Origin of the sequence: Bacteroides acidifaciens, assembly GCF_903181435.1 — a bacterium.
GTDB lineage: Bacteria > Bacteroidota > Bacteroidia > Bacteroidales > Bacteroidaceae > Bacteroides.
In genome coordinates, this window is record NZ_CAEUHO010000004.1 from 1,142,557 (window position 1) to 1,159,551 (window position 16,995).

The window sequence follows — 16,995 nt, forward strand, 5'->3', positions numbered from 1 at the left end:
TTTTACGGTTCCAATTAACTAAAAAACGTGAAATCCGTGTTAGCCGTGCCTAAATAATATAAAGATGATGATCGAATTGTTTTGACGTCTTATATAAATATATTATTTCTTCAACGCTTCCATCAATTTCTTTTTCATTGTATCTGTACCTGGGAATCCTGTTTGTTTGAAGGTTGTATTCCCTTCGGCATCTATTACGAAATAAGTCGGTACTCCTTGGATATTGAATTTGTCCATTAAATATTTCCATTGATCGTTGGTCACACGGAAATGTTCTCCGTGGATATCGGGTATCATATTCTCCCAAGTTCCTTTAGGCGAATTTTCTCCTGCTACGTATAAATAAAGAATATCTTTATCTTTCAATTCTTCTTTCATCGGAATCATAGCTTTGTTAGCCATTCTGCAGGGCCCACACCAAGTTGCCCAAAAGTCCACTAACAATACATGTCCTTTGAATTTGGAAATAATGGTGGAAAATAGCTCCTCGTTGCTTACTTCACCTACTTCATTGATTTGGTATCCGGTTTTCTGTTTGTTCAGTTCCATCTTCTTGAGCAATTTCCTGTTAAAATCTGTCAGCATCTCTTTGTAGGCAGGTGAGGGCAATGCTTCAAGTGCCGCTGTTTGTTCGGCGGTTAGCGGTGTGAAATCTTCAATGGAGCGGTAGTACCTGCATGCTTCTGCCATCTGAAATAGAATTCCCTGATTAGTACCTAGATGTTGCTCCAAAAGATCTTTTCTGGAAGCGAACACACCTATCCCGTATGCATATTCCGGTGCGTATAAATCTGCCGGTGAGTTAAGAACAAGTTCTTTGAATACATCGAAATAATTATCTGGAAGTTCTATTTTGGTATTCATGTAGTATTCTTTTGTCTGCTCCTTGTTTAGCTTCTGGCTGGCGACATGTGCACGCATCAGTATATCCTTGGCCATAAAAATTCCGATGCCTGTGGTTATATCCGTATTGGCTTTTAGAACTTCTTTTGCGGCAAGGCTGAGGGGGGCTTCTTCTATTTGTTTATGAATGTCACGTCGTTTCTCTACAAAATAGTTTTTTACTCCGTCAATGTCTTTTCCGATTACCTCGTTCACAGTTTCTCGCGGGTTGCTAACCAAATTGGTTTGGATGGAATTGTCCATCAGTTCTTGTTGCAATTCAGCCAGATAACCACTGTAATAAGCCTTTTTCCCATACGGTTTGCTGTCTTTTTGCAAGTGTGATTGTTGGCGTGTACATTCGGCTGTATTGATGATAATCGAAATTTCTTTACCGGGAGCCAGGAAACAAGGAATTTGGGCAAACGGGAAAACAAGTGTAGCCGGAGTTACCGTAATCACATCTGTTTGAACTTGAAAAGTTCCATCTTCATTGATGTTCACTTCTTTTGCGAAGTTCAACCATCTGACCGGGTCATTCAGATGCAATTTGCCTGATGCCGGCATATCTGCCTTAAAGTCGAGCACTCTTCCTTTTAATGTGGCTTTGGCATATGTGAGTTCCGGTGTCGGCAATTGAGCTTTCTTGTTGATTTTGTGGATTATCGCATCTTTGGGTAGTGGAGTTTTGCGGAAATTTTTCTCATTGAGTTGTATTCCCCATATCTTGTATGCTCCGTCAAAATCTCCTTCGGAGAAATCCAGGCTGGTCACATTTTCCGGTATTGGCGGAAATAGGAGCTGAAACTCCGCTTCTCCTGATTCCGGCATCCAGAATTCCTTGTCGAGTGTAATTCCAACTCCCTTTCGGATAGGGTAAAGCGTTCCATTATTGTCTTTCAGGAAACTCCCGGTTGCTATTTTTATCCAGTATTTGGGTCGATAGTAAGCTTTCACATATACAGTGGTCACTGTGTCACTCATGACAATTTTGTCAACTTCGATACTGTTGGAACTCCAGGCAAGAAGAGGAGGACGTTCAATAACTCTGTCTTTGGCTTGTACAGTGCATACTGTGCAGAGTACCAAACCGATAATCCATGCGAATCTTTTCATATGAATAGTGTTTTGTTGCTAACAAATATAAGGATATTTTTGTAACTATCCTTACGGAAAGAGAAAAAAATGCTTTTTTTCCGGTATTGATGAAAGAAATGTCCGGCACCGGGGAACGCCCCTTTCCCCACCGATGAGGAAAGGGTACGGCACTGGGGGATAAATTTACTGTAGCCGGAATACAATAGGAAGGGTATATTCTACGGCAACTGCTTGTCCGCGTTGCTGTCCCGGTTCCCATTTTGGCATATTGCCCACTACACGAATGGCTTCTGCATCCAAAGAAGGAGAAACGCTACGTAGTACTTTTATATCTGACAAGCTGCCATCTTTTCCGACAACCATCTTTATGATGACTCTGCCTTGCTCCTTGTTCTTTTGTGCAATAGTCGGATATTTAATGTTTCTGGCAAGATACTTCATCAGCCCGGCTGTTCCGCCAGGGAATTTTGGTATTGTTTCTACTACTTTGAAAGTCGGTTCCGTATCTCCTGTTTTAATACCTACTGCATCAGGAGTTGAATCCTCTTTTAAGCCATAGCCTACTACGACTACTTCTTCCAAATCAGACTGCTTTATTTCTTCTGCTTTAGCGGGTTCGGGACCGGTTAGTCTGAAGGCAACGGGAACTGTGAATCTGACATTTACTGCTTGTCCTCTCTGCTTGCCGGGTTTCCATGCAGGCATAGCGGCGATTACACGTTCGGCCTCCTTATCCAAATAGGGGTCTACACTTCGAACTACTTTTATATCGGATATGCTTCCGTCTTTTTTGACAATGAAACTTACAATCACACGTCCTTGTATACCTTTGGCGTGGGCTTCGGCCGGATATTTGATGTTCTGTGAAAGGTATTCCATCAATGCTTTCATTCCGCCGGGAAAATCAGGCATTTCTTCTACAACTTCAAACACAACAGAATCCGGTACGCTCTTACTATGAGTCTCCATTGTTTCTTTTATCTTCTTATCCTGTGGAAGAGTTATCTTTTGAATCTCTTCTGCAGGAAGTTCTGGAATAGTCGCTATTTCAGGTTCAGGGAAGACTTGCGCCGTTGCCTGTCCCATCACTTCTTTGGCGAATTTCTCTGTAGTACGTGCCACCATTTCGATGTTGCTGACAATCATCAACAGGGCAGCCAAGGGGAGAAACATCAGATATTTAGTTCTCCCTATTTCTTTTGTTCTTCGTTTATTCATCATTTTAATACGATTTTTGAGTGGTAAAACATTGAAACTATTTGATAAATTTGCTGCAGCCTTGTGATGTGCCAGTCCCAACAAATGGTACTGGTATGATTTACTGTCATGTCCCGTCTCCAATACCCGGTGATCTGCCATGTATTCGAGATTACCTCTGACTTCCCGTTTCATCAGCCAGATAAACGGGTTGAACCAGCAGAACGTACACATTAGCTCACTGATTAATACGTCTACCGAATGATATTGGCGGGCGTGTGTTTCCTCATGGGTAATGATTTCGCTGATTTCGGACTCCGTATGCGACTGTGGATAAATGAATATCCATCGGAAGAAAGAGAATGGACCGTTTACTTTCTTTAAAAGATGTACGCGTGTCCCTTGTATAGTGCTTTTTGAACACTGGATGTGCAATCGTATGATACTGCCTAACTGTAGAAGGAAACGTGTTGCCAGGAATAATACCCCGCTCCAATAGATGATTTTCATAAAGAGTATGGTTAATTCTTGCCAATTCATCGTAGGTTCTTGTTGTGGGGTAACAGTTTGCTCCGGAAGTATTATTGTCGCATAAAGATCTGCCATTGCCACCATTGGCTCGTGAGCCTTGATCCATTCTTGAATATTCAATAAAGGATAAAGCAAGGAGATGGCAAAGAAGCTCAGCAAAGCTATCCGACGCCAATGGAAGAAGGTGTCTTTATAGAAAAACAGCCGATAGAATGCGTAGAATAGAGCTATCGCTACATTTATCTTTAGAAAATAGGTTAATTCCGGAGTCATAGTAATAAATATTTTCTATTAATCTTCTTTCCCTTTTTCAATCAAGTCGATGATGTCTTTGAGGTCATCGGTCGAAATCTTTTGGTCTTTGGCAAAGAAAGAAACCATTTCTTTGTAAGAGTTCTCAAAATAGTTGCGAACTACACCGCTCATAAAATGGCGTTTATACTCATTTTCGCGAATTGCGGGAGTGTATTGGTAGGTATTACCCACACGCTTTGATGCGACGTATCCTTTTCGCTCGAGGTTCTTCACGATAGACGCTACTGTAGTATACGGTGGAGTCGGTTGCGTATACTTCGCTACGATGTCCTTAACGAAACAGCTTTGTAACTCCCAAATGTAGATCATTACTTCTTCTTCTTGTATAGTTAACTTTTCCATGGAGATGTTGTTTAATTACGAATACTTCGCAAAACTACGAATAATTCGTAAGTGTGCAATAATTAGTGGGTTAATAAATGTAAATGCATAATTGTTGCAAGAATGTATTGATTGTTTTATTCTGATGAAAATACATAAGCATGAAAAATGCTCGGATAAGCATTATTTTTGCTTTAATAGTCACGTTTTAATAACATTTATGCTAATAATAGTCTATTAGATATTTTTTTATTTAAAATAAATGAAATATATTTGTGGATATGAAACAGACGTTAAATATGGATGGTGTGTTTCGATACGCTGGTAAAGTTCGGAAAATTCCCCGCACCTAGTAACAAAACTATTAACTAACAATGCTGACCGAAGGGAAGAGGGAGGCAAACTAAAAAAATAAATGATATGAAAAAAGGTTTGATTTTTGTGCTATTTGCACTTGTTTCTGTCGTTTCTTATTCTCAGATTTCTTGGAATGCCAAAGTAGGTATGAATATGAGTAACTTTACCGGAGACTCTGATACTGATATGAGAATTGGGTTTAATGTTGGTATTGGTATGGAATACCAATTTACTGATATGTGGTCTATTCAACCTTCTTTGATGTTTACTCAGAAAGGAGCTAAAATGGATGAATTGAAAGCTAATCCAATGTATTTAGAAATTCCAGTAATGGCTGCTGCGAGATTTGAAATTGCTGAAAATCAGAATATTGTGGTGAAAGCAGGTCCTTATTTTGGATTTGGTATTGCTGGTAAATATAAAGCAGGCGGTGAAAAAATTGATTTCTTTAAAGATATTAAAGATGAAGATGGAGATATCTTGATGGAAGGTGCAAAGAAATTTGATGCTGGTCTTGGTGTAGGTGTCGCTTATGAAATTAATAAATTCTTTATTGATTTGACTGGAGAATTTGGTTTGGCTAAAATTTATGATGGCGATGGTGCTCCGAAAAACATGAACTTCTCTATCGGTGTAGGTTATAAATTCTAATAAGATTATACTCTCTTTATAATATCTCTTTAAAAATCCCTCGTCCTATACTCTCTTTGGACGGGGGATTTTTTTATCCTTACTTTCCGATGCAGAAAAAACAGCATTCCTTAATAAATAAGAATATACCGTTCGTTTCTCTCTTTTGTATTATATCTATCAATCACTTACCTGCTTGGATAAGTTTTCTTTCTCTTTTAGTTCCTTATATCTCTCTATGGCATGTTTACGACTCATAAGTATTTGCCAACGATATACCCAGCAGGTAGTCAGAAAATAGAACCCCGCTTGTAACCACAAAGCTTTATATTCAAAAGCTACCTCGCTCAAAGTTGCCCCCATATTATTGATTTTTACAAAGCCATTGATTCCGAAGGTAGACGGGAATATGTAAGATACATACTTCCAGAACGGAGGAATGGCAGCCCCCGGCCAAGAAATTCCTGATATAAATAGCAAAGGGACGGATGTAAATACAAAAATCAGCATACACGTCTCCCGATTGCGAATAGCAATGGAAGTTGTCATGGCAAAGAAAATGCAAGCTGCCAAATAAGGAACAACGAATAATACTAACGAACCGGGCTGTCCGATTTGGTTGAGGCTGAATAGTCGTGGTACGATATGCAGTACGTAGAAAGCGACCAATACATAAACCATGAAGTAACTTAGTCCCTTTCCGAGTACGATTCGTAAAGTTCCGTTATAATGCCGGTTGATAGGTACAAGGTCTTTGAAGCGGTTGTTCTCGCGGGCGGTTCCGGCTGCAAGACCGATGCCGAGCAATAGTGTCTGCTGAATAATCAATACCAGTACAGCAGGAATTAGAAAGGCGGCGAATCCGGCAGTAGGATTGAATATCGAAATCTCCTCATATTCTATCGGGTAAGCAGTTATTTCATCCTGTCGGTCGGTCGTATTGCCACTGCGGGCTATTTTAATATCCTGATTCATATCCAATGAGACGGCAGTATTGGCTATCAACATGGACTTATAATAAAGTAATCCGCTCATGTCGCAATAAATACTGACCTGTGTCTGTTTTCCTTTGGCAATGTTATCGCTAAAGTCAGAAGGGATATAGATGATGCCGTACGCATGTCTGTCCTTCAGCATTTGTTTGGCTTCTTCCATATCAGCGCAATAAGATACGATTTGTATATCAGGTGTAGCGTCTACTTTCCGGAGATATTCACGGCTGAGAGATGAATGGGAATCGTCCACCACAACAGCGGGAACTTCACGCACCACTTCATTGTCGTAGATGAAGCTATACAGCAATGGATAGCCCAACGGGACGAGTATGAAGAATATCAGTACCCCCTGGTCGCGGAAAGTTGTCTGAAACTCCCGCTTCCAGATATAAAACAGGTCATTGATACCTTGGGCTATCTTGTCTTTTAATTTTATATCTTTCATTTAGGGTATGTATTTATAGTAAACCAATGCTTCTTTTAAGCGGTGAACCACAAAGAAAGGAAGCATCATGAATATTAATAATGCCATATAATTGCTCCACGAGTAAGCCATACTGTATCCGTTGAGTGCCTGGTCTACATAAATCAGGAAATAATGGCGCAACGGGAATAGGTTGCTTAAAGCCTGCAAGACAGGGTGCATAGCCATCACCGGAAAAGAAAAACCGGAAATGGAGAACGATATAACTCCCCATAGTGAGGCGAAACTCAGTCCGAGCCGCAGCGTGGGCAGAGTTCCTATCATAACGATACCGCAACATTGCGATGCCAGTACAAGGCATAGCGTGGCGAATATCATAGGAAAGATACCGCTATTGCAAGGAAAATGTAGGAATCCGTATAGATATACATTATAAAATATACCCATAATGAAAAAGACTACAGTATGGGGAAGCAACTTCCCGGCCAATGCAATATAAATGGAGTTGTTACTCATTCGTAACCATTCGCGAGCTGTACGATCTTTGATTTCTACGCCGATTGAATAAACAGTAATCATAAATATTAATAGCATGAGCACTCCCGGTATCAGTGTATTACATAAGTATACCGAATAGTTCAGCCACGGATTATTCAGTGGGTGCGTATCGATAACAATCGGTTGCAGATATGCCATAGCCTGATCCTCTGTTGCACCTTTGGCGTACAACATGGTCCTTGCGGCAGCTCCCGAAGTGAGTTCTCCCATCATTTTCATGTCTCTGAACAATAGAGAGCCTGCAATCAGGTAGGAGTAATTGGTGTAGAAGGAGATTGTCGGTTGTCGTTGGCTCTGTGCCTCTGCCGATAAACCTTTGGGAAGGTAAAAGAATCCATAGATTTTTCCCTCCTGCATGGCAATACGTGCATCTGTCACATTACTGTAATGAGCTACGATCCCTGTCTGCGAAAAAGCATCCAGATTGCGGACAATATTACGGGAAGTAGACGAATCATCCATATCTACTACTCCCGCAGGAAGATCCTTGGGAAGCCCCGAATCCATTAAGGTGGTGAAAAATATATAGCAAAACAGCGGCGCGATGACCATACAGAATAGGTAGAGCGGGCGTGAAACCAACCGCCGGCACTCTCTTTGCATGACCTGCCACAGAGCTATATATTTCTTTTCTCTCTCTTTCATGATTACTTGCCAATGATGACAGACATACCCGGACGGAGGTTTTCCACCTTCTCTGTCGGAGAAGCTTTTACTTCGAATGTTTTCAGATCGAACTGTCCGGTTGTTTTGGTTGCTTTCCAGGCAGCATAAGTGCCTAAGTCTTTCAGATAATATACTTTGAGGTGGATCTTTTTATTGTCCAAAGCAGGAATGACTGCTTCGAATTCCGAACCCATTGTCAGATTTTTGAGCAGATCCTCGCGTACGTTGAATGTTACCCACATGTCGTTGAGTTCGGCGATATTCATGATGGGAGCACCGGTACCCACCAATTCGCCTACCTTCGGGAATATCTCTGAAACTTCTCCCGCAGCCTGTGCTATGAGATAAGTCTCCTTTATGTACGATTCTACTTCGGCAACAGCACCTTTTGCCCGGTTTACCAAAGCTTCCGCAGCCATCTTATCTTCACGTTCCGCTCCGTTCTTTGCCATGGTATATTGTGCTTTAGCTGCTTTCTCTGTAGCAATGCTTGCATCCCGTTGCGCAGTGACTTCATCCAATTTCTGTGCCGGCATTACTCCCTGCTCATAGAGATTCTTTACACGTTGATATGATTTTTCGGCAATGGTGACGCCAGCTTGGGCTTTTTGCCACATTTCGTATGCTGCCTGGATTTGTTCCTGACGTGCGCCTTTGATTGCTTTTGCGTTTTGTGCCTGTGCGGCAGCTTCGGCAGCACGTGCCTGTTCCATTTTTGCCACTACGTCAGGAGCTTCCAAAATGGCCAGCGTATCTCCGGCATTGACGCTTTGCCCTTCTTTCACGCGAAATTCCAATATACGTCCCGGAACTTTGCTCGAAACGCGATACTCGGTAACTTCAGCCTGTCCCTGTATGATTTCAGGACCTTTGCGAAGCATGAAGAAGCCAACGACTGCAACGATTGCAATAACTCCCAGTAGAGTAAGGAATGCAAGCAGCATATTGCTGTTTTGTGATTTTATAGGTGTCATATAATTTATGAATTATGATTTATGTTTTATGATTTATCGATTGTGAGTTGGTTAGGGATTGGGTTGTTTCTGATTGGGCTCTTTACATTATATTCCCGCTTCTTGTTTATTTCAGCGTTCCCAAAGATTTCTTCAAATAGATTTCTGTCAGCTTCACATCTATTTGTGCGTCAATCTTTTCTGAATGAGCGGACAGCCATGCCGTTTGTGCTTCAAGAACATTACTGGTGGCAATCACTCCCTCTTTAAAACCAAGCGTTGCATAGCGCAGATTCTCTTCCGCTTTTTCCATGTTTTTGGAAGACATAACCAGTTTCTTACCTGCTTCCTTTACCTTGAAAGCGGCTTGATTGACCTGCAACTCTATTTTTTCGCGTGCGTCCTGAAGCTGGTATTGTGCAATGCGGGCTTCGGCTTTTGCCGCTTTGGTTTTATAAATACCTTCTCCCCAGTGCCATATAGGTATCTGTACCATCACTCCCACATTCCACATGCCTTTGAATTTGTTTTCAAAGCTATTGAAGACAGAAGGATTGGTTACCATATAATTCCCCATCAATGCGATGGAGGGAAGATGTTCGGCACGGGTTACGTTTACTTTCTGTTTATAAATCTGTGTTGCTAATTCGAGACTACGTATTTCCGGACGATTCTCATAAGCGGTAGACAAATTGAAATGAGGGTCTGTTGTCAGTAATGGAATATCTTCCATATTTTCATCTGCCAGCGTGATGGGGGAGCTAAGATCAATGCCACATAGTTGACACAACAACATTCGGGCAAGGCTCAATCCGTCTTCCACTTTGGTGAGTGTCATTTCCGCTTCATTCACCTTGACGCGTACAGACAGACCGTCTGCTTTGGTGGCTACTCCTTCATGAATCATTTTTTCTACATCACTGTCCAGCTGTTGCAAAAGCTTTAAATAACCTTCCGCCAGCTTCTTCTTATTGACCAGTGAAATAACTTGCCAGTAAGCTTGGTCTGTACTCATGATTACTTCCTGCATACCGCCATGGTGTTGTTGCTGAGCCAATTCTTCGGCATACTTTGTTATTTTGTTGTACGCCCGGATTTTTCCACCCATGTATAAAGGCTGTGTCAATGTAATGGCGCCTGCATAGACATTTCTCGTATCTGTACGGAGCGCATCCACTAAAGAGTTCCCCGCTTGGTCGAGAGCCGGCAGAGCCGCTCCTAGTTTTCCGCTTAGGGAAGCAATAAGTGGTGCCAATTCTGGATGTGCTGTTGCAATCTCGGTTGCAACCTGTTGGATAGGGCCTGCCAGATTAGTTCCTAATCCAGAAAGCGCAGCCTTTTGGTCATTATTTAATAATGAAAACTCTTTCTGGTTTCTCATGTAAGCTCCGGTTGCCGAGAAATTGGGCAGATAATTCGTAAATGCGGCTTTCCGTTGATAATGGGCGGCATTTATTTTCTCATTGCTTATCAACAAATCTTTGTTGTTGGCAAGAGCTAATGCGCGGCAACTATCCAGACTTAGAAAGTTTTGCGCTTTTCCTATGAAAGTGAGGCTTAGCAGAATTGTCAGAAGAAATACTTTTTTCATCGCATCTTGCATATTAATAAGGTGATACTTCTATATTTAATAACCCTGTTTTTATGTAATTTGTTTATTGAAGTAGTCTGTTTTTTTGCACTTGTTTACTTAAACAATAATTGCATAAACAACGATGCAAAAGTAGTGCTTTCTTTGAAAATGCAAAAAGAATTAGCTTTTTTTTTAATGCTTCTGTTTGAAAAATGTGTTATACTTGCATTCGGAAATATGATAAACATACCGTAATGTTATTAAATCTGACAGAAGAACAAATTGCCCAATTGGCGCCGGATGCGGCTTCAGTGAAGGCAGGAAAAGGTTTAGCGAGTCGAGCCAAATGGTTGCTTTTGGAGTATAGTGACCGTGCAATCTGGGGGCATTGTCAAGGAAGTGGACAAACACCTTATCAAACAGTTGTTGATATAAAGGATATTGCATTTAGATGTTCTTGCCCCAGCCGTAAGTTTCCATGTAAACATGCTTTAGGACTTTTATATATGTATGCGTCTTATTCCGAATCTTTCAAGCAGGCAGAGGAACCGGATTGGGTGGAAACATGGCTTTCCAAACGTAAAGAGAAGGAAGAAAAGAAAGAGCGGAAAGAAAAAAAGACGGCAGCTCCGATAGATGAGGCGGCGCAGGCTAAGAGACAGGCTGTGCGTCATCAAAAAGTGTTGGGAGGGATTGAAGACCTTCAGATATGGATGAAAGACTTGTTGCGCAACGGCTTACTCAACGTTCCGGAGAGAGCCTACACCTTGTTTGAAGCTATCTCGCGGAGAATGGTTGACGCACAGGCATCAGGGCTGGCAGGCAGGCTGAGGGGACTTCGGGAGTTGAATTTCTATTCGGAGGACTGGAAATTCAAACTGACAGACAAACTGAGTAAAATATATCTGCTTGCGGAAAGCTATAAACATTTGGACAATCTTCCGGCTGACTGGCAATTCGAAATTCGTACTCAAATAGGATATCCGCAATCAAAGGAAGAGGTGATGGCGGGAGAACCTGTCGAAGATCAGTGGATGGTGCTACATACAAGAAGTAATAAGGTGAACGATTTGCGAACCGATGTTTTTTGGTTGTACGGAAAGGCGAGTCACCGGATGGCGGTGTATGTTTATTTTATGGTTCCGGGAACGCTGCCGGAGTTTACGATTCTGTCCGGTGGTACGTATCAGGGTCCATTGTACTTTTACAAAGGAGTTGCCGCTTTACGTGCATTGCCCAAAGAACTGCAACGGTTGGACGAAAAATTCCAACCTTCTTGTTGGCCCGACTTGGAAACTGCCACACAATATTATAGAACGATCGTCCAGACCAATCCTTTTGTGGAGGAAGTCCCTTTATTGGTAGATAATGTCAGATTGGTGACAGCCGGCAATGCGCAATACCTGCAAGATGCCGAAGGACGTGTCATACCGGTACATGTGGACGAAAACATTCGTATTGATATTCTTGCTACTACCGGTGGAAAGCCTTTTGCTGCTTTCCTGCTGGCGGATGTTACTTTTTGGGAATTGAAAACTATTTGGTATCAATCTGAATATTATTTTTGGAAAGATGAACGTAACTGACCAACTGATTAACATAGCATTATTAGGGACTGCTACTCGTGAACTGATAGCAACGGATTTGCCCGAAGAATTGCAAGACAGCTTGCGTGACATTCAAGAGAAAGCAGAAGATGCGGAGACTGCTTTTTATCAATTGTCGGCTTTAGGTTTCGCTTTCAGACGTGCCGGATTGAAGGCATACTCGTTGAAAGAACCCGTGTCTGTATCGGAAGCTCCTGAAGAGAGTAAAGCCTGCTTCTCCCGCGAAGTGGGAGAACTGTTGACTTCTCTGCATGGTAACCGGAACTCGTATCTCTTATTATATGCATATCGTAAAGCGATAGCTTTCGATAAGTTGTTGCCGCCGGTTTATCTGCCGGCTTTATTGCAAAGGGCTTTTGACCGAAACAATCCTAAACGGCACGAAGAGCAACGTTGGTTGTCGGAATTGTCGGGGCGTAGAGGGCGTTGGCTGCTTTCGGAAATGGGACTTCCCGCATGGGGAGAACCGGGGAATGAAAGTTGGGAGACGGCTTCCCACGAAGAACGGAAACGGATGTTGTGTCGTTTGCGGCAGGAACAGCCCGAACAAGGACTGGCTTTATTGCAGACAGAGTTGAAGAATGAATCAGCCGCTCATCGCGAGGAGTTGATTCGGTGTCTGCGTATAGGATTGACCAAAGCGGACGAGACTTTCTTGCAGGAACTCCTTTTGAAGGACAGAAGTAGCAGTGTCAAAGAGACTGCCCGCCGATTGTTGTGCAGCTTGCCGGATTCGGAACAGGTGAAAACCTATCAGGAGTTGTTGCGTGGGAAATTGCATTTTAATTTTCTTTCAGGGTGGTCGTACGATAAGATTGAATATACGCCGGAAATGAAGAAATTAGGATTTGAAGAGGTCAGTGCCAATAAAAACGAAAAAGATGATCGCTTCTTGTTGAGGCAATTGGCAGAACGGGTGCCACTAAGTTTTTGGAGTGAGTTCTACGACTGTACACCGGAAAAGGCAGCGGGTAAATTGGCGAAGAAACCTCCTTTTCAGAAATTGTTTGATCTTTCAAGTCCGATTCTGAATTTCGGAGATTCCGTATGGGCTTATTACACATTGAAAGAAAATGCGGAAGAAGATATGAGCCTTGCGTTAGCGGGGTTGCTTTCTCCTTCTCAGCGTGAAGAAATAGCATTTCAGATAACCAGAGGCGGACTGATTCCGGATAGTTGGTTTAATGAAGACGGCGGGGAATGGGGAATGAAATTTTCATCCTATGTCTTGCAACGCCTTCTGCGAAATAACTACTATCTTCCTAAAGAAACGGCGGAACAATTGGCTGTGTATTTCCCTGCTGAAATGAGAGGTACGTTGGAGCAGATTGCCACTTCGGTGACAAAGCAGGAGAACAATACGACTTTTTACTTTTGCCGGTTGGTACTGGAGTACATGGATGTAAAACAGAAAATAGATACCTTAATTAAATAACGAACAATAAAAACTGAAAGATATGAGCGCTTTATTGAGAGAACATGCCGAACAGCAATTTGCAGAAGAACTTCATGAGTTGAAAAAGAACGAGACTTATGCCATTCCGGAGAACTGGGAAATGTCTCCGCAGTCTGTGGTCACTTATCTGATGGGTGGCAAGTTGAAGAATGGTTTCGAAGTCTCTCCGAAATATATCGGCCACCGTCGTCTGATGGAAATAGCGGTCGCCACTTTGGCAACCGACCGCGCGTTGTTGCTTTACGGCTTACCCGGAACGGCAAAAAGCTGGGTGAGTGAGCATATTGCGGCTGCCATCTCGGGCAATTCGACGTTGATAGTGCAGGGTACAGCCGGAACAGGTGAAGAGGCCATCCGTTATGGATGGAACTATGCACGTTTACTGGCGGAAGGACCAAGTGAGGGTGCTTTGATACAGACTCCTGTCATGAAAGCGATGCAGGAAGGAAAGATCGGGCGTATTGAAGAGTTGACCCGAATCGGTTCGGATGTACAGGATACTTTGATTACGATTCTCTCAGAAAAGACGCTCCCCGTTCCTGAGTTGAATAAGGAGATACAGGCTGTCCGCGGCTTCAATATCATTGCCACCGCCAACAATCGCGATAAGGGGGTGAATGAACTTTCGAGTGCTTTGAAGCGACGTTTCAATACGGTCATTTTGCCTTTGCCTGACTCTATTGACGAGGAGATTGATATTGTCCGTCGTCGGGTGGAAAGCTTTGAGAAGGTGATGCAACTTCCGGCAGAGAAGCCGGCGTTGTCGGAAATTCGGCGGGTGGTCACCATTTTCCGTGAACTTCGGCAGGGGGCGACTGTCGATGGCAAGACCAAACTGAAAACACCGAGTGGTACGCTTAGCACGGCTGAAGCCATCTCGGTTGTGAATAACGGCTTGGCAATGGCCGGTTATTTCGGCGATGGAGAAATCCATGCGGAAGACTTGGTATCCGGTATCTTGGGAGCAGTGGTAAAAGACCCGGTACAAGATAAAGTCGTTTGGCAGGAATACATGGAAACAGTCGTGAAGAACCGGGAGGGTTGGAAAGACATCTATCGTGCTTCAAGGGATATGATCTAAAAAGAAGAGAAAATGGCGATTCATTTATTAGGTATTAGGCATCATGGTCCCGGCTCATGCCGCAATGTGCTGAATTACCTGCAAGAACTGCAACCGGATTTGATTCTGGTAGAAGGTCCGGCAGAAGCAGAGGCATTGCTTGCTTGTGTGGGAAATCTGCAGATGGTTCCTCCCGTTGCGTTGTTGGCTTATCAGCCCGACGAACCGCAACGGGCAGTATTCTATCCGTTTGCTGAGTTCTCTCCGGAATGGCAGGCGATGCGATATGCCGTACAGAATGGGGTTCCTCTTCGTTTCTTCGATTTGCCTTTGGTTTATTCGATGGCTCTCCGTAAACAGGAAGAGCTGAAGGCTTCGGAAGAATTGACGGAATCCGTTGACGGACAAACAGACCCGACCGAAACAGAAGCGACCGAAACGGAAACGATCGAAATGGAAGCTGCAGAAATGGAAGTGGCGGAAGAAACAGTCACAGCGGCAGAAGAAAAGAAAGAAGAATCAATCGGCGATCCGTTTGATTGGCTGGCTCGTGCCGCCGGATGTACCGATGGAGAATCCTGGTGGGAAATGATGATTGAACACCGAAAGGAATCTGAAGATATATTTCAGGCGGTGAAGGAAGCGGTCACTGCTCTTCGGGAAGAACTTTCCGGACAGACTTCCGCCCGTGATTTGCTTCGTGAAGCCTGGATGCGTAAAATGATACGGGCGGCACAGAAAGAAAACTTTGAGCGCATTGCCGTTGTTTGCGGTGCTTGGCATGTGCCCGCATTGGAGGATATGCCTAAAGTGAAAGAGGATAACGCATTGCTGAAAGGCTTGCCGAAAGTAAAAATAGAATGTACATGGATTCCGTGGACATATAATCGGTTGGCTCTGCGTAGCGGTTATGGCGCGGGAATAGAATCTCCGGGATGGTATCACTATCTTTGGCATCATCCGGAAGATGACGGTACGCTTTGGATAAGCCGGATAGCCTCTTTGTTGCGACAGAAGAATATGGATATTTCGGTGGCTCACGTCATTGAGACTGTCCGACTGGCACAAGCTACGGCCGCACTCCGAAATCTGCCCTATCCTTCACTGAACGAATATAACGAGGCTGTGACTACCGTGATGGGGTTTGGAGATGACATCTTGTTGCAAATCATTCGTGAAGAGCTCATTATCAGCAATCGTTTGGGAAGCGTTCCCGATAATGTGCCCAAAGTGCCGTTGCTGGTAGATGTGGAGAAGACACAGAAAAGTCTGCGTGTTCCGTTCACTGCCGAAATAAAAGAGCTGATACTGGACCTCCGCAAACCCAATGACCTTGAACGGAGTATCTTTTTTCATCGTCTGCAATTGTTGGGAATTGACTGGGCGATTCACGGAGAAATAGACGGTAAAGGTACTTTTAAAGAACAATGGACCTTATATCATAAACCGGAACAGATTATCGATATCATTGAGCGGGCGATATGGGGAAATACGGTGATGGAAGCTACCCAAAAGTATTTGCAGGCAACTATGGAGGAGATTTTTCATATTCCTGAGTTGACCGCATTATTGAACGAGGTGCTTCCGGCAGATCTTCCCGCATTGGTGGAGGCTATGACCGTGCGGCTGGATGCGCTTTCGGCAGCCTCGACCGATATTCTTGAAATGATGGAAGCGATTCCCGGACTGGTGAATATCGTCCGTTACGGAAATGTCCGCAACCTCGACTTCTCGAAGGTAGGTAGTATGCTTGAGGCGATGGTTGCGCGTATTCTTGCAGGCGGTGTGCTGGTATGTATCAATATTGATGAAGAAGCGGCAAGCGGTCTGCTCGACAAATTAGTTGCCACAGACTATGCCCTTTCTATTCTGAATCGGGAAGAACTGAACCGGATGTGGCGTAATTTTATCTGTCAAATACGCTCATCGGCCAATGTCCATCCGTTATTGTCCGGTTACGCCACTCGTTTGCTGAATGATAAAGGTGAGATAACGATGGAAGAAATGCAGGATACGTTAAGTTACTATTCGTCGGTTGGTAATTCTCCGGCAGACATGGCTTATTGGTTTGAAGGATTCCTGCGCTCTTCGGGTTCGGTGTTACTACTGGACGATCGTCTTTGGAATCTGGTAAATACCTGGGTGTGTGCGCAGGAGCAAGAGACGTTTATGGAGTTGTTGCCGATTCTGCGGCGTACTTTCAGTGAATTTACTTCGGCCGAGCGCCGTAAACTGGGAGAAAAGGCACGTCATGCCGGAACTGCCACCGCCCGTCCCCTTGCCGGAACAGAGGATTTGAATCTCGACCGGGAAGAGGCGGCAAGAGTAATTCCGGTGATTCGTCAGTTGTTGGGACTTGAAACAAAGTAAAA

General features: G+C 43.5%; 12 protein-coding genes. 5 read left to right on the top strand and 7 right to left on the bottom strand.

Going from position 1 to position 16,995, the window contains the following annotated elements; all coding sequences use genetic code 11:
• Window positions 1–102: 102 nt before the first annotated feature.
• From CLIN57ABFB40_RS16355 to CLIN57ABFB40_RS16365, 3 genes are all read right to left on the bottom strand, one after another.
• Window positions 103–1,998, bottom strand: coding sequence for a TlpA family protein disulfide reductase (locus CLIN57ABFB40_RS16355; protein ID WP_175631057.1), 1,896 nt, complete (start codon window positions 1,996–1,998; stop codon window positions 103–105).
• 165 nt (window positions 1,999–2,163) lie between these two features.
• Complete coding sequence (locus CLIN57ABFB40_RS16360; RefSeq protein ID WP_175631058.1) at window positions 2,164–3,981, bottom strand: M56 family metallopeptidase; 1,818 nt, start codon at window positions 3,979–3,981, stop codon at window positions 2,164–2,166.
• Window positions 3,982–3,999: 18 nt separating this feature from the next.
• Entirely contained in the window at window positions 4,000–4,365 is a 366-nt protein-coding gene (locus tag CLIN57ABFB40_RS16365; protein WP_175631059.1) for a BlaI/MecI/CopY family transcriptional regulator, read from the bottom strand.
• 399 nt (window positions 4,366–4,764) lie between these two features.
• On the opposite strand from CLIN57ABFB40_RS16365, the gene CLIN57ABFB40_RS16370 reads away from it, so the two are divergent.
• Window positions 4,765–5,352: a porin family protein gene (locus CLIN57ABFB40_RS16370; RefSeq protein ID WP_175631060.1), complete on the top strand. Its 588-nt coding sequence runs from the start codon at window positions 4,765–4,767 to the stop codon at window positions 5,350–5,352.
• 159 nt (window positions 5,353–5,511) lie between these two features.
• On the opposite strand, the gene CLIN57ABFB40_RS16375 is transcribed toward CLIN57ABFB40_RS16370, so the two are convergent.
• The 4 genes from CLIN57ABFB40_RS16375 to CLIN57ABFB40_RS16390 form a co-directional block, all read right to left on the bottom strand.
• Entirely contained in the window at window positions 5,512–6,771 is a 1,260-nt protein-coding gene (locus CLIN57ABFB40_RS16375; RefSeq protein ID WP_175631061.1) for an ABC transporter permease, read from the bottom strand.
• Entirely contained in the window at window positions 6,772–7,953 is a 1,182-nt protein-coding gene (locus CLIN57ABFB40_RS16380; protein ID WP_175631062.1) for an ABC transporter permease, read from the bottom strand. It lies immediately after the preceding gene.
• 2 nt (window positions 7,954–7,955) lie between these two features.
• On the bottom strand, window positions 7,956–8,948 hold the full coding sequence (locus CLIN57ABFB40_RS16385) for an HlyD family secretion protein (protein WP_175631063.1): 993 nt from the start codon (window positions 8,946–8,948) through the stop codon (window positions 7,956–7,958).
• A gap of 106 nt (window positions 8,949–9,054) precedes the next feature.
• The gene (locus tag CLIN57ABFB40_RS16390) at window positions 9,055–10,518 is read right to left on the bottom strand and encodes a TolC family protein (RefSeq protein WP_175631064.1); all 1,464 of its coding nucleotides are present in this window, start codon (window positions 10,516–10,518) and stop codon (window positions 9,055–9,057) included.
• Window positions 10,519–10,754: 236 nt separating this feature from the next.
• Between CLIN57ABFB40_RS16390 and CLIN57ABFB40_RS16395 the strand changes: the two genes are divergently transcribed.
• Genes CLIN57ABFB40_RS16395 through CLIN57ABFB40_RS16410 form a run of 4 tightly spaced genes read left to right on the top strand, consistent with a single transcriptional unit; the run spans window position 10,755 to window position 16,993 of the window.
• Complete coding sequence (locus CLIN57ABFB40_RS16395) at window positions 10,755–12,086, top strand: SWIM zinc finger domain-containing protein (RefSeq protein ID WP_175631065.1); 1,332 nt, start codon at window positions 10,755–10,757, stop codon at window positions 12,084–12,086.
• Window positions 12,073–13,542 carry a DUF5691 domain-containing protein gene (locus CLIN57ABFB40_RS16400; RefSeq protein WP_175631066.1) on the top strand — a complete coding sequence of 490 codons (1,470 nt, stop codon included), beginning with the start codon at window positions 12,073–12,075 and terminating at the stop codon, window positions 13,540–13,542. Before CLIN57ABFB40_RS16395 ends, CLIN57ABFB40_RS16400 begins: the two co-directional genes overlap by 14 nt.
• A gap of 22 nt (window positions 13,543–13,564) precedes the next feature.
• Entirely contained in the window at window positions 13,565–14,644 is a 1,080-nt protein-coding gene (locus CLIN57ABFB40_RS16405) for an ATP-binding protein (RefSeq protein ID WP_120466075.1), read from the top strand.
• 12 nt (window positions 14,645–14,656) lie between these two features.
• Complete coding sequence (locus tag CLIN57ABFB40_RS16410; RefSeq protein WP_175631067.1) at window positions 14,657–16,993, top strand: DUF5682 family protein; 2,337 nt, start codon at window positions 14,657–14,659, stop codon at window positions 16,991–16,993.
• The last annotated feature ends 2 nt before the right edge of the window (window positions 16,994–16,995 follow it).